Here is a 20,071-nt window from a genome sequence, read left to right on the forward strand (position 1 = left end):
CCGCGTTCATGCCAATCGACGCGCGTTCTCCTCCCCCACCAGGAGCCCCGGATGCCCACCCCCCACCGTCCCCGCGCCCACCGCTTCCGAAGGCTCGTGTCCGCCGCGTGCTGCGCCGTCCTCGGCGCCGGCCTGCTGGCCGGCGCGGGCGCCTCGGCCGCCGCCGCACCCCCGGCCGAGGAGGCCGCCGGCTCGAAGGTCATCGGCTACTTCACCGAATGGGGCACCTACGACCGCAAGTACCACGTCAAGAACATCAGGACCTCGGGCTCGGCCGCCAAGCTCACCCACATCAACTACGCCTTCGGCAACGTCACCGGCGGCAAGTGCGCGATGGGCGACGCCTACGCGGCCACCGACCGGGCCTACACCGCAGCCGAGTCCGTGGACGGCGTCGCCGACACCTGGGACCAGCCGCTGCGCGGCAACTTCAACCAGCTGCGCAAGCTGAAGAAGCTGCACCCGGACATCAAGGTCCTGTGGTCCTTCGGCGGCTGGACCTGGTCCGGCGGGTTCGGCGAGGCCGCGAAGAACCCGGCCGCGTTCGCCCGGTCCTGCCACGACCTGGTCGAGAACTCCAAGTGGGCCGACGTCTTCGACGGCATCGACATCGACTGGGAGTACCCGAACGCCTGCGGCGCCACCTGCGACACCAGCGGCCGGGCGGCCTTCAAGGACCTGATGCAGGCGCTGCGCGCCGAGTTCGGCTCCGGCAACCTGGTCACCGCGGCCATCACCGCCGACGCCACCGCGGGCGGCAGGATCGACGCGGCGGACTACGCGGGCGCCGCGCAGTACGTCGACTGGTACAACCCGATGACGTACGACTACTTCGGCGCCTGGGACGCCGCCGGCCCGACGGCCCCGCACTCGCCGCTGACCTCGTACGCCGGCATCCCGAAGGCCGACACCCACACCTCGGCGACGATCGCCAGGCTCAAGGACCTCGGCGTCCCCGCCGCCAAGCTGCTGCTCGGCATCGGCTTCTACGGCCGCGGCTGGACCGGCGTCACGCAGGCGGCACCGGGCGGCACGGCGACCGGCCCCGCCGCGGGCACGTACGAGCAGGGCATCGACGACTACAAGGTGCTCAAGGCCAAGTGCCCGCCCACCGGCACGGTGGCCGGCACGGCGTACGCCAAGTGCGGCGACGACTGGTGGAGTTACGACACCCCGGCGACCATCGCGACCAAGATGACGTACAAGGACCAGCAGAGTCTGGCCGGGACGTTCTTCTGGGAGCTGAGCGGGGACACCGCGGACGGTGAGCTGATCAAGGCGATCGACTAGTCCGGACGCGGGGGGGGCGGCGGTCCGTGAACCGGGCCTCCGCCCCTTTCTCACGCGCCCCGGCGGGCGGGCTCCGGGGCCGGATGGGCGGGGTCCAGTTCCTCGATGGCGCGCAGGGCGCCGCCCAGCGTCTTCACCAGCAGCTCGCGCATGGTGTCGCGGGACAGTTCGGGACGGTCGATCCACTCCAGGGTGGCGCCCTCGACACCGCACACCCAGGCCAGCAGGCCCATGCGGGCCAGCGGCGCGATCTCGCTGCGGCCGTAGGCGCCCTCGGCGATGGTGGCGACCATCGCCTCGCGCACCCCGTCCCGGAGGGCGTGCACCTCGGTGTCGAAGCCGACGCCGCCGCTGACGATCGTGCGGAAGGCCGCCTGGTTGTGCTCGGCGTAGCGCAGGTAGCCGTCGATGGTGCGGGTGACCCGCTGCACCGGCGGCAGTTCGAGGCCGCTCGCCGCGAAGGTGACCAGATCGGCGACCGAGTCCTGGACGATGGCCAGGTAGTAGCCGCGCTTGGACTGGAAGTAGTAGTAGATCAGCCCCTTGGCGACATGCGCCTGGCGGGCGATGTCGTCCATCGAGAGCGCGTCGTAGGACGTGTCGGCGAACAACCTCCGCCCGATGGCGATGAGTTCGGCACGGCGCGCCGCCGAGCGCTCCGTGCCGCGCACTCTGGGGCGCACGGCAGGCTGTTGACGGGTGTTCAATTTCTGCCCTGGTCTCCTGCGGGGGGTGGGACATCCGCAGTATGGCAGGTCGGTACGTGGGTCAGGTCACAGCAGCCCGAGCCGGGTCACGAGCATCGCGAGGACCACGACGAGGACCCATCCCAGGGCGTGTTCGAGGATCTCCGGGCCGTCGTCCCGGGGACCGCCGGTACGGACGCGGGCGGCGGTGGCTGAGTTCGCGGTCATGGCTTCTCGCTGATCGTCTCGGTCGGGCGGTGGGCTCCCCCGGGCTATGTCCACTTTGCCAGCCTGAGCGGCTTGTGCGGTCGAGACGTTGGTCACACGGGAAAGGGCCCCGGCCGGTGTCCGGGGCCCGTCCGAGGGCCGGTTCAGCGCACGCCCACCGCCGCGAGCGCCGCACGCTGGCGCGGGGTCGGGTGCGCCGGGAAGTACAGGTAGCAGACGCCGCCGGTGCCGGAGGCGACCTTGCCGGAGGCGTTGTACCGCTTGGTCCTGAGCCAGATGTTCTCCCACTCGCGCCGCCGGTAGACGCGCCGCACCGCCGCGTTGTCGGGCGAGGCCGGGTCGTTGGCGATCACGTCGCCGTCCGCGGTGAAGCCGATCACGGTCATCAGGTGCCCGGCGGTGCCGTACCCCGCGCCGGTCAGCTCCTCCTTCAGGAAGGACTGGGAGGTGATGGCCGGGATGCCGGCCGCGATCAGCGTCTCCAGGTCGGTGAGGGAGCCGAGCCGGGTGACCACGCCCTGGAGGTCCTTGAAGGTGGCCGCGTAGGCGGCGTTGAACGGCCAGTTGCCGCAGCCGGCGTACTGGTGGTCGTAGGTGTGGCGGGCCGCGTGGCACACCTGCGGGTCGGTGTACGACGGGTCGACCCAGGCCAGCTGTTCCGGGGTGAGCCGGCCGCCCCAGTACTCGATGATCATCTGCGAGGAAGTCGGGCTGCACCAGGCCTCGCCGCCGTTGTCGTACTCGGGGTACCGGCCCTTGTGGATCTCCTGCGAGTAGCGCGGGACGGTCAGCTCCCCGGCGAAGCCCGGGGCGGAGGCCGGGACGGTGAAGCGGTCGGGGACGTCGGAGCCCATGACGCCGGCCCGCCACACGGTGGGCGTGGCCTTGGTCCCGGGCTTGCGGTAGAGGGTCAGCCGCAGGCGGTGGGAGACGATGCGCAGGCCCGACGCCGGGTCGTCGACGGCGAGGGTGTCCGTCCAGACGGTGCTCCTGCCGTCGCTCTGGCCGTCCACCGAGGTCCGCCTGATGTCCTGGTCGCCGGCCGCCCAGCGGCCCATCACGTACCAGGGCGAGTCGGTGCCGTCGGAGTACGTCGCCCTGAGCTCGACCTGCAGCCAGGTGCCGGCCGGGGTGCGCGCGTTCCAGGAGGGGATCACCTCGGTGGAGGGCACGGCGAGCCGGTGGACCGGGGCCGTCCAGGTCGCGTACTCCCAGGCGGCGGTCCTGCCGGTGTGCGGGTCGGTGTAGTCGGCGGTGCCCGCCGGGGCGGCGATCACGATGCCGGGGCGGGCGCCCGCGAGGGCACGGGTGCCCTTCGCCGTGCCGCCGCGCCAGTCGGTGTACGTCGTCCAGGCGCGGTTGTCGACGGGCCGGGCCGGGGCGCGGCCGAGCTCCCCGGCGTCGTTCCGGCCGCCGGCGGCCGCCGGGGCGGCGCTCCCCGCGACGGCGGCGGTGACCGCGGCGGCCAGCACGGTTCGGCGGGAGGGCTGTTCGGCTCTGCTCATGGGCGCAGGACCCCCAGGTGTCGGAGTCGGGGCGGGGCCCGTGCACGATCGGTTGCACGGGTGTGCGGCACATATGAGCACAGCCGACCGTGGGTGGCCAGCACTTCGGAGCGTGCCGCGCCCACCAATATTGGCCTCGACCAGTGGCGCGGCCCGCCGTGCGGCCCGCCGCACGCGCGCGGCGCCGCCGGGGTGCCGCCGTGGGAGTGCCGCCGTTAGAGTGCTCGCGACACGCGCCCGCTCCTCAGCACGCCCCGGGAACCAGCCATTCACGACCTCGCCTCCCGCATCCGCCGGCTTCCCCCCTCCTGCGGGCCCGTGCGACTGATCGGCGTCGACGGGCACGCGGGCTCCGGGAAGTCCACGTTCGCCGGGCTGCTGGCCGCGGCGCTGGGCGGCGCTCCGGTGCTGCACCTGGACGACATCGCCAGTCACGACCGGCTGTTCGGCTGGACGGAGCGGCTGCTGACCCAGGTGATCGAACCCTTCGGCCGCGGCGAGACCGCCTCCTGCACCCCGTACGACTGGCGGGCCCGCCGCTTCGGCCCGCCGCGCCCGCTGCCGCCCGCCCCGGTGGTCCTGGTGGAGGGGGTCGGCGCGGGACGCCGGGTACTGCGCCCCCATCTCGCGTTGCTGCTGTGGATGGAGTTGCCCCGCGAGGAGGCGTGGGCCCGGGGACGGTCGCGGGACGGGGAGGAACAGCGGGAGTTCTGGGACGGCTGGGTCAGGGCCGAAGAGCGGCACTTCGCCGAGGACCCCTCGCGGCCGTTCGCCGACCTTCTGGTGCGGCAGCGCGGCAAGGGATACGAGGTGTCCGCCGGGCCTGGTGGGACGGTCGGTCCGGACCGGACTCCTCACGCTGGGTGATGGCCCGTCGCCGTTGTGCTGACCCTGTGAAGAGGCTTGCGGTTCAACTACCGGCAGTGCTCCAACTCGGCTTGACCGGCGGGCCGTACAGGTCTTACGTTCTCAATGTGCGGCCCTTCGGAGCCGCCCGCCGACGCGAAGCCCCCGGTTGTTCCCCCGTGACCGGGGGCTTCGTTCTGCCCGCGTCCGGTTCCCCGGGTGCCGGGTGACACCGATCGCTCACCCTCGGTCACCGTACGCTGTGCGCCCCTCCGCTCCCACCTCGTCGAACGGCCCGCGACGCACCCTACGGGCGCGCCGCCGCCGCAGGTACGATGCCCTCGGTGCGACCTACGGACGGCTGCTGCGCGCACCTTGCAACTCCGGTCCGCGGCACAGCGGTTCGACCAAGGCAGCCGACGGGCGGCAGCCCGGCGGCATACCGACGGGGGCACGGTTTGTGGGGGACGTGATGGACTTCGGCACGCAGGCCCCGGCCGACCTCGCCTGGCTGCGGGGCGTGGACGCCTACACCATGGGCGCCTATCCACAGGCGGAGGAGGAGTTCCGGGCCGCCGTGCGCATGGACCCCGGGATGGCCGACGGCTGGCTCGGGCTGCACGCGCTGCGCGTCGACACCACCACCGCGCTGCTGCGGATGCACCGGCACCGGGACCGCTTCGGCGAACAGCGCGCCCGCCACCGCCGCAGCCTCAACTCCTGGTACTGGCTGGGCTGGTGGGTGCAGCCCGTCCTGGAGAGCCCGCGCGACCTGCTGCTCGCGCACGCCTCCCACTGGCTGGACGGCCGCCACGTCCCGGAGCTGGACCGAGCGCTCGCCGGGCTGCCGCCGGTCGACGCCGACCCGCAGGTCCGCTTCCTGCACGCCTGCCGCGCCTACCTGGTCAAGGACTGGGAACAGCTCGTGCGCCACACCGACCCGCTGCTCGACGACCCGATGCTCGGCATCGAGGCGGGCCTGTTCGGCGGCATGGCCCGGGTCCGGCTGGAGATGTACGGGCAGGCCGAACCGCTGCTGTCCGCGGCCCTGATGCGCTGCCGCAGCGAGCAGCCGCAGCGCAAGGAGCTGCGCTACTGGCTGGCCCGGGCCCGCGAGGGGACGGGCCGCAGTGCCGCCGCGCTCCCCCTGTACCGGGCCGTGCACCGGGTCGACCCGGCGTTCATGGACACCGCGGCCCGGCTCGCCGCGATCGCCGAGGGCGACGGGTACGACGGGTACGACGACCCCGCCGACCTCGCGGCGATCGCGCTGACCGGCGCGGGGCAGGACGCCGCGGACGGCCCCGACGGTCTCGATCCCCTCTTCGGCACGGAGGAACGCGACCTGAAGCTGTCCGCCCCCGAGCCGCCGTCCGCTCCCCTGCCGTCGATGACCGGCTCGGCGTTCCGCGAGAAGGCCGGCGCCCCGGTCCCGTCGCTGCCCACCGGGCCGACCGACCCGGCGTTACTGGAGGAGGCGCTCGCCGAACTCGAGCGCATGGTGGGCCTGGAACCCGTGAAACGGCAGGTCAAGGCGCTTTCGGCACAACTGAACATGGCCCGGCTGCGCGCCGGGCAGGGTCTGCCCGTCCAGCCGCCCAAGCGGCACTTCGTCTTCTCCGGCCCCTCCGGCACCGGCAAGACCACCGTGGCCCGCATCCTCGGCCGCGTCTTCTACGCCCTCGGCCTGCTCGGCGGCGACCACCTGGTGGAGGCCCAGCGGGCCGACCTGGTCGGCGAGTACCTCGGGCAGACGGCCGTGAAGGCCAACGAGCTCATCGACTCCGCGCTCGGCGGGGTCCTCTTCGTCGACGAGGCCTACTCCCTGTCCAACTCCGGCTACGGCAAGGGCGACGCGTACGGCGACGAGGCCCTGCAGGTGCTGCTGAAGCGCGCGGAGGACAACCGGGACCACCTCGTGGTGATCCTGGCCGGGTACCCGGAGGGCATGGACCGCCTGCTGGCCGCCAACCCGGGGCTGTCCTCCCGCTTCACCACCCGCGTCGACTTCCCCTCCTACCGCCCCCCGGAGCTCACCGAGATCGGCAAGGTCCTCGCCGCCGAGAACGGCGACCACTGGGACGACGAGGCCCTCGACGAACTGCGGTCCATCGCCGGGCACGTCGTCGCCCAGGGGTGGATCGACGAGCTCGGCAACGGGCGGTTCCTGCGGACGCTGTACGAGAAGAGCTGCGCGTACCGGGACCTGCGGCTGTCCACCTGTTCCACCGCGCTCAGCAGGGACGACCTGGCGACGCTGCGGCTGCCGGACCTCATGCAGGCGTACGGGGAGGTGCTGTCGGGCAGGGGGCCGCAGGACCCGCCGGGGCTGTGACCGGGCCCCTGCCCGACGACAGGACCTAGGTCGCCAGCGCCTGCTCGGGTTCTCCGCTCACCCGCGGCTCCGCCAGCCTCACCTCGGACACCTCCCGGTGCGCCGGATCCCGCACCTCGCCCACCAGCAGCTCCAGCACGTCCTCCAGCGCGACCAGGCCGAGCACCCTCCCGGCCGCGTCGGCGACCTGCGCCAGGTGGGTCGCGGCGCGCCGCATCACCGTCAGCGCGTCGTCCAGCGGCAGCTCCGAGCGCAGGGTCGTCATGGGCCGCCACAGCTGCTGCGGCACCGCCCGTTCGGAGTCCTCCAGGTCGAGGACGTCCTTCACGTGCAGGTAGCCCATGAAGACGCCGTTGTCCGCGGCCACCGGGAAGCGGGAGTACCCGGTGCGGGCGGTGAGCTCGACGATCTCGCCCGGGGTGACCGAGGGGCTGACCGTCACCAGCGACTCGCGCTTGAGCAGGACGTCCGTCACCGGGCGCGAGCCCAGCTCCAGGGCGTCCTCCAGGCGCTCGGCCTCCTCGGGGTCGAGGAGGCCGGCCTGGCCGGAGTCCTCCACCAGCCGGTTGAGCTGCTCGCTGGTGAAGACGGCCTCGACCTCGTCCTTGGGCTCGACGCGGAAGAGCCGCAGGATGCCCTGGGCGCAGGCGCCGAGGGCGACGGTGACCGGCCTGCACAGGCGGGCGAACCAGACCAGGCCCGGGCTCAGCCACAGCGCGGCCTTCTCCGGGGCCGCCATGGCCAGGTTCTTCGGGACCATCTCGCCGATGACGAGGTGGAAGAAGACCACGGCCGCCAGCGCGATGGCGTAGGTGAGGGGGTGGATCATCCCGTGCGGCAGATGGATCCACTCGAAGACCGGCTCCAGCAGGTGCGCCACCGTCGGCTCGGCGACCGCGCCGAGGGTCAGCGAGCAGACGGTGATGCCGAACTGGGCCGCCGCCATCATCTGCGGCAGCCGCTCCAGGCCGTACAGGACCTGCCGGGCACGGGCGGTGCCGAGCGGTTCGATCTGGCTGCGGCGGACGGAGACCAGGGCGAACTCGGCGCCGACGAAGAAGCCGTTGGCCAGCACGAGCAGCGCGGCGAACAGGAGTTGCAGGACGCTCATCGCACGGCCTCCGCCGGGGTCGCGACCGGGGCCGTCCTGACCAGGCGGACCCGTTCGGCGCGGTAGTGGCCCACCCGGCGGACCGTCAGCCGCCAGCCGGGCAGTTCGGCCCTGTCGCCGACGGCCGGGATGCGGCCGAGCAGGTCGGCGACCAGGCCGGCGACCGTTTCGTACGGCCCCTCGGGCACCTCCAGGCCGATGCGCTGCAGGGCGTCGACCCGGCAGCTGCCGTCGGCGTCCCAGGCGGGTCTGCCGTCCTCCGGCGGGGCGGCGGCGAGCTCGGGCAGGTCGTGCCCGTCGTGCTCGTCGCGGACCTCGCCGACGATCTCCTCGACGATGTCCTCCAGCGTGACCACGCCGGCCGTGCCGCCGTACTCGTCGACGACGACCGCGATGGGCTGCTCGCTGCGCAGGCGGGCGAGCAGCGGCCGGACGGGCAGGGTCTCGGGGACCAGCAGCGCCGGGCGGGCGATGCGGCCGACGGGGGTGCGCAGCCGGTCGTGCACGGGCACGGCCAGGGCGTCCTTGAGGTGGACCATGCCGACGACCTCGTCGATCCTCTCCCGGTAGACGGGGAAGCGGGACAGGCCGGTGGCCCGGGTCAGGTTGACCACGTCCTCGGCGGTGGCCGACGCCTGCAGGGCGCTGACCCTCACGCGCGGTGTCATGACGTGCTGTGCGGTCAGCTCGCCCAGGGACAGGGTGCGCACGAAGAGGTCGGCGGTGTCCTGTTCCAGGGCGCCGGCCCGGGCGGAGTGGCGGGCCAGGGAGACCAGTTCGCCGGGGGTGCGGGCGGAGGCCAGCTCCTCGGTGGGTTCGAGGCCCAGGGCGCGCACGAGCCGGTTGGCGACCGCGTTCAGGCCGGCGATCACCGGGCGGAACAGCCGGGCGAAGACGTGCTGGGGGCCGGCGACGAAGCGCGCGACCTGCAGCGGCCGGGACACCGCCCAGTTCTTGGGCACGAGCTCGCCGATCACCATCTGCACGGCCGAGGCCAGCAGCATGCCGACGACGACCGTGACGCCGGAGACGGCTCCGCCGGGGATGCCGAGCGCGGTGAACGGGCCGTGCAGCAGCTCGGCCAGTGCCGGTTCGGCGAGCATGCCGACGACGAGGGAGGTGAGGGTGATGCCGAGCTGGGTGCCGGAGAGCTGGAAGGACAGTTCCTTCAGGGACGCGACGACCCGGCGGGCGCGTCGGTCGCCCTCGGCGGCGGCCTTCTCGGCGTCCGCGCGTTCGACCGTCACGAGGCCGAACTCGGCCGCCACGAAGAACCCGTTGGCGAGAATGAGCAGGAGAGCGGCTGCCAGGAGCAGCAGGGGGATGGTCATGATGCCGCCGCCTCCGCACGGGCGCGTCCCTCGTGCATCGGGTCCGCGCTATGTCGGCAGGGGGCGGCGCAGGTACTGCAGGACGATCCGTCCATCGCCGGGGGGAGTCACTCCTCGGGTAGCAGGAACCCCTGCGCGCCCGCCGGGCGGGGCTACAGGGGCGGAGAGGCGACGGCCGCCTCTCCGCCACCAGATTAATCAAGACAGGCGCCGGCGCGGCAGGGTGGACCGCCCCGCGGTCCACCCGGGTCAGTCCCGGGGCGCCTCGGGGTCCGGGGTGGCACGGGCCTCGGCCAGGGCCCGCAGGGCGCGGGCGTCGGCGATGGCGCGCTGCCTGGCGATGCCCGGCTGGATGCCGAGCACGGGCAGGCTGGTGCCGTCGCTGAGGTCGAGGAACACCCAGGGGTCGCCCGGACGGAGGTTCACCCGGAGGATCTCGGCCCACTCCAGGCGGCGCTTGTTGGTGAGGTTGACGACGGTGACCCCGGACTCGTCGGCCACGACCTTCGGCCGGGACAGCAGGAGCAGCACCCCGGCCAGGAGGGCGGCCGTCAGGACAAAGCTGAGGCGCTCGCCGGGGCCGAGCTGCTCGAGCAGCACCGCGACCACCGTGATGACCACGAAGATCGCGACGGCGGCGGTGAGCAGGACCGCACGGGTGCGGCCCGGCCGGAACGTGACGGGCAGGGCGGGCAGATCGGACATCGCTGAACGGCTTCCCGGTGGGTCAGAGACGGCAGGCGTGGATGGCCGTGGTCAGGATGGCCCGGGCGCCGATGTCGTACAGGTCGTCCATGATGCGCTGCGCCTCCTTGGCGGGGACCATCGCGCGGACGGCGACCCAGCCCTCGTTGTGCAGCGGGGAGACGGTCGGGGACTCCAGACCGGGGGTGAGCGCGACGGCCTTCTCCAGCTGCTCGACGCGGCAGTCGTAGTCCATCATCACGTACGTGCGGGCCACCAGGACGCCCTGGAGGCGGCGCAGGAACTGCTGCACCTTCGACTCGGCGGTCTCCGCCGCGTCGGCGCCGGTGCGGCGGATCACGACCGCCTCGGACTTCATGATCGGCTCGCCGACGACCTCCAGACCGGCGTTGCGCAGGGAGGTGCCGGTCTCGACGACGTCCGCGATGACCTCGGCGACGCCGAGCTGGATGGCGGTCTCGACGGCGCCGTCGAGGTGGACGACGGAGGCGTCGATGCCGTGGTCGGCGAGGTGCCTGGCGACGATGCCCTCGTAGGAGGTGGCGACCGTCTTGCCGTTCAGGTCGGCCAGGCCGGTGACGGTGCCGGGCTTGGCGGCGTAGCGGAAGGTGGAGCGGGCGAAGCCGAGGGGGAGGATCTCCTCGGCGTCGGCGCCGGAGTCGACGAGCAGGTCGCGGCCGGTGATGCCGATGTCGAGCTGCCCGGAGGCGACGTAGATCGCGATGTCGCGGGGGCGGAGGTAGAAGAACTCGACCTCGTTGTCCGGGTCGACGATCCGCAGCTCCTTGGACTCGCGGCGCTGCTGGTAGCCGGCCTCATGCAGCATCTCCGCCGCAGGGCCGGACAGTGAACCCTTGTTGGGGACGGCGATGCGCAGCATGGGGTCGGCTTCCTTTGCGTGAGGGGGGCTGGGTGGATCTCGGGCTTACAGGTGGGCGTAGACGTCGTCGAGGGTGATGCCGCGGGCGACCATCATCACCTGGACGTGGTACAGCAGCTGCGAGATCTCCTCGGCGGCCGCCTCCTTGCCCTCGTACTCGGCGGCCATCCAGACCTCGGCGGCTTCTTCGACGACCTTCTTGCCGATGGCGTGGACGCCCTTGCCCACCAGCTCGGCGGTGCGGGAGGTGGCCGGGTCGCCGTGGGCGGCCTTGTGCTGGAGCTCGGTGAAGAGCTCCTCGAACGTCTTCTTGGACATGGTGGCGCCCACTCTACGCGGTGTGCCGGTCGACCTAACGCCACGGTTCGGATACCGAGCGGAGCGTGGCCGCGGTCGCCACCGCCGCCGTCACCGCCTCGTGCCCCTTGTCCTCGCTGGAGCCGGGCAGGCCGGCCCGGTCCAGGGCCTGTTCCTCGGTGTCGCAGGTCAGCACGCCGAAGCCGACGGGGACGCCGGTGTCGACGCAGACCTGGGCGAGGCCCTGGGTGACGCCCTGGCACACGTAGTCGAAGTGGGGGGTCCCGCCGCGGATGACGACGCCGAGGGCGACGATCGCGTCGTAGCCGCGGCCCGCGAGCACCTTGGCGACCACCGGGAGCTCCCAGCTGCCGGGGACCCGGAGCAGGGTCGGCTCGTCGATCCCCAGGTCGTGCAGGGCACGCAGGGCGCCGTCCACCAGACCGTCCATCACCTTGTCGTGCCACTGTGCCGCGACGACGGCGACCCGCAGGTCTCCGACGTCGCGGACGGTCAGTTCCGGTGCACCCTTGCCGCTCACGTTTCTCCTCAGTGCTCTCTCGCCGGGCTCTCTTACTGGTTGCCGCAGGCCGGCACGGTCGGCGTGTCCAGCCAGGGCAGGTCGTGGCCCATCCGGTCCCGCTTGGTGCGCAGGTAGCGGAGGTTGTGCTCGCCCGCCGTGACGGGCATCGGCTCGCGTCCGGTGACCTCGATGCCGTGGCGGACGAGCGCGTCGGTCTTGTCGGGGTTGTTGGTCATCACGCGCACGCTGCGCACGCCGAGGTCGTGGAGCATCCGCGCGCCGGCGCCGTAGTCGCGGGCGTCGGCGGGCAGGCCGAGTTCGAGGTTGGCGTCGAGGGTGTCGCGGCCGCGCTCCTGGAGCTCGTACGCCCGCAGCTTGGACATCAGGCCGATGCCGCGGCCCTCGTGCCCGCGCAGGTAGACCACCACGCCCCGGCCCTCCTCCTGGATGCGGGCCAGGGAGGCGTCCAACTGGGGGCCGCAGTCGCAGCGCGCGGAGCCGAAGACGTCGCCGGTGAGGCATTCGGAGTGGACGCGGACGAGGACGTCCTCGCCGTCGCCGATCTCGCCGTGCACGAGGGCGACGTGCTCGACGCCGTCGACGGTGGAGCGGTAGCCGTACGCCGTGAAGGTGCCGTGGGCGGTGGGCAGGTGGACCTCGGCCTCGCGGCGGACGGTGGGCTCGCTGCTGCGCCGGTAGGCGATCAGGTCCTTGATGGAGATGATCGTCAGACCGTGCTTGCGGGCGAAGGGGACCAGTTCGGGCAGGCGCAGCATGCGGCCGTCCTCGCCGGCGATCTCGACGATCGCTCCGGCCGGGCGCAGTCCGGCGAGGCGCGCGAGGTCGACGGCGGCCTCGGTGTGGCCGTCGCGGACCAGGACACCGCCGGGCCTGGCGCGCAGCGGGAAGACGTGGCCGGGGCGGACCAGGTCGGACGGCTCGGCGGTGCCGCTCGCCAGCAGTCGGAGCGTGGTGGCGCGGTCGGCGGCCGAGATGCCGGTGGTCACCCCGTGGGCGGCGGAGGCGTCCACGGAGACGGTGAAGGCCGTCTTCATCGACTCGGTGTTGTCCTGCACCATCTGCGGGAGGCGGAGCCGGTCGAGTTCGTCGCCCTCCATGGGGGCGCAGATCAGGCCGCGGCACTCGCTCATCATGAAGGCGACGATCTCCTCGGTCGCCTTCTCGGCCGCGATGACGAGGTCGCCCTCGTTCTCCCGGTCCTCGTCGTCGACGACCACGACCGGGCGGCCGGCCGCGATGTCGGCGACGGCCTGGCCGACGGGGTCGAGCGCGAGGTCCTCGAAGCCGTCGGTGCCGTACAGGGCGGATGCCGCTGTCATGCGGGCGCTCCTTCCGGGACGGGCTGCGAGGCCTTGCGGGAGCGCAGCCACCAGTCGCGCAGGCCCCACAGGACGAGCGCGCCGTAGATGACGTAGACGAAGCCGGAGAAGGCGTAGCCGTTGGCGAAGTTCAGCGGCACGCCGACGAGGTCGACGAGCAGCCAGGCGAACCAGAACTCGACCATGCCGCGGGCCTGGGCGTACATCGCGACGATGGTGCCGACGAAGATGTAGGCGTCGGGCCAGGGGTCCCAGGACAGGGCCGGGTGGGCCTTGAAGAGCAGGGCCACGGCGACCGTGCCCGCGGCGGCCGCGGCGGTCATCGCCGCGCGCTCGCGCCAGGTGGCGAACCGTACGGCGATGTGGCCGTCCTCGGCCTGTCCCCTGCCGCGGTTCCACTGCCACCAGCCGTACAGCGCGACGACCATGACGACCACCTGCTTGCCCGCGCTGCCGGTCAGGTGGCCGAAGAAGGCCGCGAAGAGGACGAGCCCGGCGAGGAACTGCACCGGCCAGGTCCACAGGGAGCGCCGCCAGCCGAGGGCGAGGGCGGCCAGGCCGAAGAGGTTGCCGACCATGTCCGACCACAGGATGTGCTGGCCGAACAGCGTGAAGGCCTCGGAGTTGAGCCAGTTCACCGGAGCGCCCCCGCACCGGCCGCCATGAGCCGCTCGACGTACTTGGCGACGACGTCCACCTCGAGGTTGACCGGGTCGCCGGGCTGCTTGCGGCCGAGCGTGGTCAGGGCGAGGGTGGTCGGGATGAGGCTGACCGTGAAGTGGCCGGAGCCGGCCTCGACGACGGTGAGGCTGATGCCGTCGACGGTGATGGAGCCCTTCTCGACGACGTAGCGGGCCAGGTCCTCGGGGAGGGAGATCTTGACGATCTCCCAGTGCTCGGACGGCGTGCGTTCCAGGATCTCGCCGGTGCCGTCGACGTGGCCCTGCACGATGTGCCCGCCCAGGCGCTCGCCCACGGCCATGGGGCGTTCGAGGTTGACGCGGGAGCCGACGGTGAGGGCGCCGAGGCTGGAGCGGTCGAGGGTCTCGGCCATCACGTCGGCGGTGAACTCGTCGCCCTCGTGTTCGACGACGGTGAGGCAGACGCCGTTGACGGCGATGGAGTCGCCGTGCTTCGCACCCTGGGTGACGACGGGGCCGCACAGCCGGAAGCGACAGGCGTCGTCGAGGGTTTCGACGGCGGTGACCTCGCCCAGCTCTTCGACGATTCCGGTGAACACTTCCCGGGTCCTCCTGCCTCTTCGGGCACGGACTCCGGGGCTGCCGATGACGGCAGAAGGTACGGGCAACGGCACCGGAGGCGACGCCGGACGGAGTTCGCCCCAGGCGAACCGGTACGGCGGCGCGCACGTGTGCCCGCCCGCCGCGCACTGCCTCCCATCCGGACTTTAACCGTCGGTCCAGGAATTTCACCTGGTCAACCGGCCGCTGGAGGCGACCGGGTCGCGGACTGTAACCGCCGGTTCGGACTTTCACCGACCCCGGAGTGCGCTGCTGCTGATACAGAGCCAGTGTGCCACGCCTGATCGATGTCCATACGGGCGGGGAATGTGGGGTGCCTCACAGGGCGTGCGCCCGAGCTCACCGGGCGGACGGGGCCCGCAACTCCCGCTCGTCCGGCGGGGCTTGAAGGCCGCGCCCGCTGGTCCGTACCTATTGACGCTTTGGTCTAGTCCTCTCTAGGGTCTGCGCAACCCCGCAGACCGGCCCGGCGGCGGTGACGACGGCCCTTGCCCGCCGTCGGGCCTTCCACCCGGCCGCGGCGACCGCTCCGGCAGGGCGGCACGCGCGACGCCCGCCACCGCCGACGGGTCAGAGCCCCACCGCCCCGGTGCTTCGGACCGGCCTGTCGGAGGACCGGCCGGTATGAGGACCGGCCGGTCGGATGCCGGCTCCGGGACGGAGGCCGAGGACGTCGTCCAGGACGCGTGCCTGCGCTTCAGCCGCCGCCGGCCGCACGGAGATCGAGCCCGGGGGCCCGGCTCGCGAGGTCGTCACCCACCCTTGTCCCGGCCGCCCGGCCGCCGCCCGCGCCCGCCGCGAGGGCCACGCCGGGCGCCGTCCGCCGGAGCCGGCGGTCGCCTCCGACGGCACGCTCGGCCCGCCGGAGCCGTCGGAGCGGCGCGCCGCCGTGTCGCCTCGCCGGGCGTGCAGGACCTGAGCGGGGTCGGCTGCCCTCAACCGGCCCGGCGGGCGACACGCTCGTCGGCGTGGCGGCGTTCGAGGTGCGCGACGGCCCGGTCGCCGGCGTGCGGGCGGTGGTCACCCCGGACAAGCCGGGGTCCTTACGGCGCCGGCTCACGCCGCGGTGAGGTCCGTACGACGTCGGTTCACGCCGCGGTGGGGTCCCTGGCGCCGCGGCCGCGCGGCCCGGGGCGGCCGGGTGCGCACCGGTGAACGGGGACGTCACCACCGCGCCCCGCCGCGGCGCTACCGCTCCGGAGCGCCGAACAGCTCCTCCTGCGCGCGGTCCCGGGCGGTGAGCAGGGCACCGCGCAGGACCGCGCCGCCGCCCAGGGCGCCCGGCCGCACCTCGGTGGGCAGTGGTGACATGCGGGCGACGCGCTCCCGCACGCGGGTGGCGAGCGCCTCTCCGCCCGCCTGCCCGATCTCCCCGCCGAGCACCACGCACCCGGGGTCGAGGACCGCGACGACCGAGGCGACGCCGACGGCGACGCGGCCGGCGAGGGCGTCGAGGAAACGGGCCGCCGCACCGGGGTCGGGCAGGCCGGTGCCCGCGGCCACCGGCTCGGACCCGGAACCGGCCGCCGCGGCGGCGGCCCGCACCAGTCCGGCCGCGACGGGTTCCCCCGGAGCCGTGGCCGTCATTCCGTGCTCCTTTGCGAGCCGCGCGACCGCCGCCGCCCCCGCCAGGGAGTGGAAGCCCCCCTCGCAGTCCGTCGCCGACGGCAGCACGTCCGTGCCCGGCACCGGCAGGAAGCCGATCTCGCCCGTACCGCCGGAGGCGCCGCGGCGCAGGGTGCCGTCGAGGACCACGGACGCGCCGGTGCCGTGGCCCAGCCACAGCAGCACGAACGTGTCGCGGTCGCGGGCGGCGCCGTCGCGCTGCTCCGCCAGCGCGGCGAGATTGGTCTCGTTCTCGACGCTGACCCGCGCCTCGGGCAGCCGCTCCTGGAGGGCGGCCACCAGGCGGCGGTGCCACCGGGGAAGCCCGGTGGAGACGCGGAGTTCGCCGGTGGCCGGGTCAATCAGGCCGGGCGCGCCGATGCCGACGGTGTGCAGCCGGTCGGCCCCCGCCTCCTTCACCACCCGTTCGACCAGCGCCACCGCCTGCTCGACGGCGGGTCCGGTCCCCCGCTCATCGTCGATGGCCAGGGAGGCCTCCGCGAGCACCCGGCCGACGAGGTCGGAGACGACCACGGCGACGCCCTCGGTGCGCACGTCGAGGGCGGCCAGGTGGGCCCGGTCGGCGACGATCCCGTAGAGCTTCGCGTTCGGTCCCCGGCGCTGCTCCCCGGACTCCCCCACCACCGCGATCAGACCGGAGGCCGTCAGGCGTTCCACGAGGTCGGCGACGGTCGGCCGGGACAGTCCGGTCAGCTGCTTCAGCCGCCCCGCCGTCAACGGGCCCTCCTGCTGGAGCAGACGCAGGGCGAGCCGGTCGTTAATGGCCCGGGCGGTGCTCGGGGATGCGGGCATGCCGGGATCCTCCCAGATCGACGGGACCGCACGGACGGTCTCCCGCCCTCTTTCTATCAGGCAGGCTTCCTGATAGTTTACGGCGGCGGTCCGGCGAGGGGGCCGGACTCCAGAAAGGGCGGGGCGCATGAGTGCAGTGGTTCACGGGCAGCGCGAGGTGAGGCGCGCCCGGTACGCCGTGGCGGCCGTCTTCGCCGTGCACGGCGCGGTCACCGGTTCGTTCGCCACCCGCGTGCCCTGGATCCAGGACCACGCCCAGGTGAGCGCGGGCCAGCTGGGCCTGGCGCTGGCCTTCCCCGCGCTCGGCGCGTCCGTGGCCATGCCGCTCGCGGGCAGCGTCAGCCACCGTTTCGGCGCCCGCAACGCCCTGCGCGGTCTGATGGCCCTGTGGACGCTCTCGCTCGTCCTGCCCTCCCTCGCCCCGAACCTCCTCACCCTCTGCCTGGCCCTGTTCACCTACGGCGCGACGGCCGGCATGGCGGACGTGGCGATGAACGCGCTGGGCGTGGAGGTCGAGAACCGTCTCGGCCGGTCGATCATGTCCGGTCTGCACGGCATGTGGAGCGCGGGCGCCCTGATCGGCTCGGCGGCCGGCACGCTCGCCGCGCACCTCGGCGCGGACGCCCGGCTGCACCACGTGCTGGCCGCCGCCGTGCTGACGGTGCTCGGCGTGGCCGCGTGCGCCTGGGTGCTCGACCTGCAGCCTGCCGAGGACGAGGAGCCGCCGCCGCGGTTCGCCCTGCCGCCCCGCTCCGCGCTGCTCATCGGCGCGATCGGGTTCTGCGCGGTGTTCGCGGAGGGCGCGAGCCTGGACTGGTCGGCGGTCTACCTGCGCGACCGGCTGGAGACGTCCGCCGGTCTCGCGGCCGCCTGCACCACGGGCTTCACGCTCACCATGGCCCTGGCCCGGATCGCCGGGGACAAGGTGGTGGACCGCTACGGCGCCGTGCGGACCGTCCGCGCGAGCGGCGTCCTCGCGGTCCTCGGCGGACTGATGATCGTGGTGGCGGGCCATCCGGCGGTGGCGATGGGCGGGTTCGCGCTGATGGGACTGGGCATCGCGGTGGTCGTGCCGCTGTGCTTCGCCGCGGCGGGCCGCAGCGGCACGAACCCCAGCCTGGCCATCGCGGGCGTCGCGACCATCACGTACACCTCGGGCCTGATCGCGCCGAGCGCGATCGGCCTGCTGGCCCAGGCGGCCAGCCTGACGGTGTCGTTCTGCCTGGTGACGCTGTTGTCCTGCGGTGTGGCGGGGTTCGCGGGCGTCCTGCGCCCCGGCGAGCGCGACCGGGGGAAGGTCAGCCGGCCGGACGCAGCAGTTCCCGGCCCACGGCCCTGAACGCCTCGCTCCACGGCGCCGGGCGCAGCGTGCCGGCGTCCAGCCGGACCAGCACCCGGGTGCCGTGGGCGTAGGTGGTCGCGCCGTCCGCCGAGCAGAACCGGAAGCCGTACGTCAGCCCGGTCGTGCCGAGCCGCTCCAGCCACAGGTGGACGGCGTACGCGCCCGGCCGGGTGACCGGCGCCTCGTAGGTGATCCGCAGCTCCTTCACCGCGTTGCAGGCGTCGCCCGCCGCCCCCCAGTCGCCCTCGAAGCGGAAGCCGTGCTGCTGCCACAGCTCGGCCCAGGCCCGCTCGACCATCAGCGGGTAGCGGGCGTTGTGCAGCAGTCCGAGCGCGTCCAGGTCGTCGAAGTGGACGGTGACGGGGATCAGCCGGCCGTACGACAGGGCGGGGGCGATCGGGGCTTCGGCGGTCACGGGCGGTACTCCTGGGACGTACGGGATGGATGCCGCGTACATCGAAGTGCGGCGCGCCCATCCTAGGCGGACGTCCCCAGCGGACGCTCAGGTGTGCGAAGCACGCCCCGCCTGCCCCGACAATGGTCCGGACGAGCTGCCCGCACGACGAAAGCGACACCCTCATGGATCTCGGCGTCCGCTGGACACTGCACGGCGACGGACGCACCCCGGCGCCCGGCGCGGTGGTCCGCCCCGACGAACGGCTCTCCTGGCCCCGCACGGCCGGGCTCGGCGCCCAGCACGTGGTGGCGATGTTCGGGGCGTCCTTCGTCGCCCCCGTCCTGATGGGCCTGGACCCCAACCTGGCGATCATGATGTCGGGCGTGGCCACCGTCGTCTTCCTCCTGGCGACCCGGGGCCGGGTGCCCAGCTACCTGGGCTGCTCGCTCTCCTTCGTCGGTGTGGCGGCGGTGATCCGCGCCCAGGGCGGCACCAGCGCCACCGTCACCGGCGCGGTCCTCGTCGTCGGTGCCGCGCTGTTCCTCGTCGGGCTCGCCGTGCAGCGGTTCGGGGCGCGGATCATCCACGCCGTGATGCCGCCGGTCGTGACCGGCGCGGTCGTGATGCTGATCGGCTTCAACCTGGCGCCGGTCACGGCCTCGACGTACTGGCCGCAGGACCAGTGGACGGCCCTGCTGGTGATGCTGTCCACCGGTCTGGCGGTGGTCTGTCTGCGCGGCTTCTGGTCGCGTATCGCGATCTTCCTGGGACTGGTCCTCGGGTACGGGATCTCCTGGGTCTTCGACCGGGTCTTCGGGAAGATCCACTCGGTGGACGGCAGCGGGAAGGTCACCGACCACTGGCGGCTGGACCTCTCCGCGGTCGGCCGGGCCGACTGGATCGGCCTGCCGTCCTTCCACGGCCCGTCCTTCGAGTGGTCGGCGATCCTGGTCGCGCTGCCGGTCGTCATCGCGCTGGTCGCCGAGAACGCCGGGCACGTCAAGGCGGTCGGCGAGATGACCGGCGAGCCGGTGGACGACAAGCTGGGCACGGCGATCTCGGCCGACGGCGTCGGCTCGATGCTGTCCACGGCGGTCGGCGGACCGCCCACCACCACCTACTCCGAGAACATCGGCGTGATGGCCGCGACCCGGGTCTACTCGACGGCCGCGTACTGGGCCGCCGCCGGTTTCGCGCTCCTGTTCGGCCTGTGCCCGAAGTTCGGCGCGGTCGTGGCGGCGATACCGGGCGGGGTGCTCGGCGGCATCACCGTCATCCTGTACGGCATGATCGGTCTGCTCGGCGCCCAGATCTGGATCAACGCCGGGGTCGATCTGCGCAACCCGCTCAACCTGGTGCCGGCCGCCGCGGGCATCATCATCGGCGTCGGCAACGTCACGATGGAGTTCACTGACACCTTCTCGCTGAGCGGCATCGCGCTGGGCACCGTGGTCGTGATCACCGGCTACCACGCGCTGCGCGCCTTCGCCCCCGCCCACCTCAAGGCGCAGCGGCCGCTGCTGGACGAGGGCACCAGCTCCTACGACGAACCGGAGCGGCGCACGCGGCCGTGAC

At 73.2% G+C, this 20,071-nt stretch carries 18 protein-coding genes, 1 pseudogene and 1 riboswitch; of the genes and pseudogenes, 5 read left to right on the forward strand and 14 right to left on the reverse strand.

Annotated elements, in window-relative coordinates:
* Window positions 1-51: 51 nt before the first annotated feature.
* Entirely contained in the window at window positions 52-1,290 is a 1,239-nt protein-coding gene (locus AB0L29_RS25205; RefSeq protein WP_365830026.1) for a glycoside hydrolase family 18 protein, read from the forward strand.
* A gap of 50 nt (window positions 1,291-1,340) precedes the next feature.
* Here the strand turns inward: AB0L29_RS25205 and AB0L29_RS25210 are convergent, their stop codons facing one another.
* The 3 genes from AB0L29_RS25210 to AB0L29_RS25220 all read right to left on the reverse strand — a co-directional run bounded on the left by AB0L29_RS25210 (window position 1,341) and on the right by AB0L29_RS25220 (window position 3,709).
* Window positions 1,341-1,997, reverse strand: a complete 657-nt coding sequence (locus AB0L29_RS25210; protein ID WP_365830027.1) for a TetR/AcrR family transcriptional regulator — start codon at window positions 1,995-1,997, stop codon at window positions 1,341-1,343.
* 66 nt (window positions 1,998-2,063) lie between these two features.
* Window positions 2,064-2,204, reverse strand: coding sequence for an SCO1431 family membrane protein (locus AB0L29_RS25215; protein ID WP_365830028.1), 141 nt, complete (start codon window positions 2,202-2,204; stop codon window positions 2,064-2,066).
* 143 nt (window positions 2,205-2,347) lie between these two features.
* A complete protein-coding gene (locus AB0L29_RS25220) occupies window positions 2,348-3,709 on the reverse strand; it encodes a peptidase C39 family protein (protein WP_365830029.1) in 1,362 nt (453 codons plus the stop codon).
* Between the two features lie 267 nt (window positions 3,710-3,976).
* Here AB0L29_RS25220 and AB0L29_RS25225 point away from each other — a divergent pair.
* Both AB0L29_RS25225 and AB0L29_RS25230 read left to right on the forward strand, forming a co-directional pair.
* Window positions 3,977-4,598: pseudogene (locus AB0L29_RS25225) on the forward strand (hypothetical protein).
* Window positions 4,599-5,027: 429 nt separating this feature from the next.
* The gene (locus AB0L29_RS25230; protein ID WP_365830030.1) at window positions 5,028-6,890 is read left to right on the forward strand and encodes an AAA family ATPase; all 1,863 of its coding nucleotides are present in this window, start codon (window positions 5,028-5,030) and stop codon (window positions 6,888-6,890) included.
* Between the two features lie 25 nt (window positions 6,891-6,915).
* Here AB0L29_RS25230 and AB0L29_RS25235 read toward each other — a convergent pair whose 3' ends face one another.
* From AB0L29_RS25235 to AB0L29_RS25280, 10 genes are all read right to left on the reverse strand, one after another.
* On the reverse strand, window positions 6,916-8,001 hold the full coding sequence (locus AB0L29_RS25235) for a hemolysin family protein (RefSeq protein ID WP_365830031.1): 1,086 nt from the start codon (window positions 7,999-8,001) through the stop codon (window positions 6,916-6,918).
* A complete protein-coding gene (locus tag AB0L29_RS25240; protein WP_365830032.1) occupies window positions 7,998-9,332 on the reverse strand; it encodes a hemolysin family protein in 1,335 nt (444 codons plus the stop codon). The genes AB0L29_RS25235 and AB0L29_RS25240 overlap by 4 nt, the downstream gene beginning before the upstream one ends.
* Window positions 9,333-9,581: 249 nt before the next feature.
* Window positions 9,582-10,037, reverse strand: a complete 456-nt coding sequence (locus AB0L29_RS25245) for a PH domain-containing protein (RefSeq protein ID WP_365830033.1) — start codon at window positions 10,035-10,037, stop codon at window positions 9,582-9,584.
* Window positions 10,038-10,059: 22 nt separating this feature from the next.
* Entirely contained in the window at window positions 10,060-10,917 is an 858-nt protein-coding gene (hisG, locus tag AB0L29_RS25250) for an ATP phosphoribosyltransferase (RefSeq protein WP_365830034.1), read from the reverse strand.
* Between the two features lie 45 nt (window positions 10,918-10,962).
* On the reverse strand, window positions 10,963-11,235 hold the full coding sequence (locus AB0L29_RS25255) for a phosphoribosyl-ATP diphosphatase (RefSeq protein ID WP_190059787.1): 273 nt from the start codon (window positions 11,233-11,235) through the stop codon (window positions 10,963-10,965).
* Between the two features lie 34 nt (window positions 11,236-11,269).
* Window positions 11,270-11,755, reverse strand: coding sequence for a 6,7-dimethyl-8-ribityllumazine synthase (ribH, locus tag AB0L29_RS25260; RefSeq protein ID WP_365830035.1), 486 nt, complete (start codon window positions 11,753-11,755; stop codon window positions 11,270-11,272).
* Between the two features lie 32 nt (window positions 11,756-11,787).
* Entirely contained in the window at window positions 11,788-13,077 is a 1,290-nt protein-coding gene (locus AB0L29_RS25265; RefSeq protein WP_365830036.1) for a bifunctional 3,4-dihydroxy-2-butanone-4-phosphate synthase/GTP cyclohydrolase II, read from the reverse strand.
* Window positions 13,074-13,715 (reverse strand): nicotinamide mononucleotide transporter family protein, encoded by a 642-nt coding sequence (locus AB0L29_RS25270; protein ID WP_365830037.1) that lies wholly within the window; start codon window positions 13,713-13,715, stop codon window positions 13,074-13,076. The genes AB0L29_RS25265 and AB0L29_RS25270 overlap by 4 nt, the downstream gene beginning before the upstream one ends.
* Window positions 13,712-14,317, reverse strand: a complete 606-nt coding sequence (locus AB0L29_RS25275) for a riboflavin synthase (RefSeq protein WP_365830038.1) — start codon at window positions 14,315-14,317, stop codon at window positions 13,712-13,714. Before AB0L29_RS25275 ends, AB0L29_RS25270 begins: the two co-directional genes overlap by 4 nt.
* 143 nt (window positions 14,318-14,460) lie before the next feature.
* Window positions 14,461-14,591: riboswitch (FMN riboswitch) on the reverse strand.
* A gap of 936 nt (window positions 14,592-15,527) precedes the next feature.
* Entirely contained in the window at window positions 15,528-16,757 is a 1,230-nt protein-coding gene (locus AB0L29_RS25280) for an ROK family transcriptional regulator (protein ID WP_365830039.1), read from the reverse strand.
* Window positions 16,758-16,884: 127 nt separating this feature from the next.
* On the opposite strand from AB0L29_RS25280, the gene AB0L29_RS25285 reads away from it, so the two are divergent.
* Window positions 16,885-18,096, forward strand: coding sequence for an MFS transporter (locus AB0L29_RS25285; RefSeq protein WP_365830040.1), 1,212 nt, complete (start codon window positions 16,885-16,887; stop codon window positions 18,094-18,096).
* On the opposite strand, the gene AB0L29_RS25290 is transcribed toward AB0L29_RS25285, so the two are convergent.
* Window positions 18,056-18,514: a thioesterase family protein gene (locus AB0L29_RS25290; RefSeq protein ID WP_365830041.1), complete on the reverse strand. Its 459-nt coding sequence runs from the start codon at window positions 18,512-18,514 to the stop codon at window positions 18,056-18,058. The two genes, AB0L29_RS25285 and AB0L29_RS25290, sit on opposite strands and share 41 nt — an antisense overlap.
* A gap of 164 nt (window positions 18,515-18,678) precedes the next feature.
* Between AB0L29_RS25290 and AB0L29_RS25295 the strand changes: the two genes are divergently transcribed.
* A complete protein-coding gene (locus AB0L29_RS25295) occupies window positions 18,679-20,070 on the forward strand; it encodes a solute carrier family 23 protein (protein ID WP_365830042.1) in 1,392 nt (463 codons plus the stop codon).
* The last annotated feature ends 1 nt before the right edge of the window (window position 20,071 follow it).

The sequence above is a fragment of the Streptomyces sp. NPDC052701 genome, assembly GCF_040678355.1.
GTDB lineage: Bacteria > Actinomycetota > Actinomycetes > Streptomycetales > Streptomycetaceae > Streptomyces.

Excerpts from the sequence above, each read along its gene's own strand:
- AB0L29_RS25255 (WP_190059787.1), bottom strand. The coding sequence starts at position 11,235 with ATGTCCAAGAAGACGTTCGAGGAGCTCTTCACCGAGCTCCAGCACAAG.
- AB0L29_RS25230 (WP_365830030.1), top strand. The coding sequence starts at position 5,028 with ATGGACTTCGGCACGCAGGCCCCGGCCGACCTCGCCTGGCTGCGGGGC.
- AB0L29_RS25265 (WP_365830036.1), bottom strand. The coding sequence starts at position 13,077 with ATGACAGCGGCATCCGCCCTGTACGGCACCGACGGCTTCGAGGACCTC.
- AB0L29_RS25245 (WP_365830033.1), bottom strand. The coding sequence starts at position 10,037 with ATGTCCGATCTGCCCGCCCTGCCCGTCACGTTCCGGCCGGGCCGCACC.
- AB0L29_RS25295 (WP_365830042.1), top strand. The coding sequence starts at position 18,679 with ATGGATCTCGGCGTCCGCTGGACACTGCACGGCGACGGACGCACCCCG.
- AB0L29_RS25280 (WP_365830039.1), bottom strand. The coding sequence starts at position 16,757 with ATGCCCGCATCCCCGAGCACCGCCCGGGCCATTAACGACCGGCTCGCC.
- AB0L29_RS25215 (WP_365830028.1), bottom strand. The coding sequence starts at position 2,204 with ATGACCGCGAACTCAGCCACCGCCGCCCGCGTCCGTACCGGCGGTCCC.
- hisG (WP_365830034.1), bottom strand. The coding sequence starts at position 10,917 with ATGCTGCGCATCGCCGTCCCCAACAAGGGTTCACTGTCCGGCCCTGCG.
- AB0L29_RS25240 (WP_365830032.1), bottom strand. The coding sequence starts at position 9,332 with ATGACCATCCCCCTGCTGCTCCTGGCAGCCGCTCTCCTGCTCATTCTC.
- AB0L29_RS25285 (WP_365830040.1), top strand. The coding sequence starts at position 16,885 with ATGAGTGCAGTGGTTCACGGGCAGCGCGAGGTGAGGCGCGCCCGGTAC.
- AB0L29_RS25235 (WP_365830031.1), bottom strand. The coding sequence starts at position 8,001 with ATGAGCGTCCTGCAACTCCTGTTCGCCGCGCTGCTCGTGCTGGCCAAC.
- AB0L29_RS25220 (WP_365830029.1), bottom strand. The coding sequence starts at position 3,709 with ATGAGCAGAGCCGAACAGCCCTCCCGCCGAACCGTGCTGGCCGCCGCG.
- AB0L29_RS25205 (WP_365830026.1), top strand. The coding sequence starts at position 52 with ATGCCCACCCCCCACCGTCCCCGCGCCCACCGCTTCCGAAGGCTCGTG.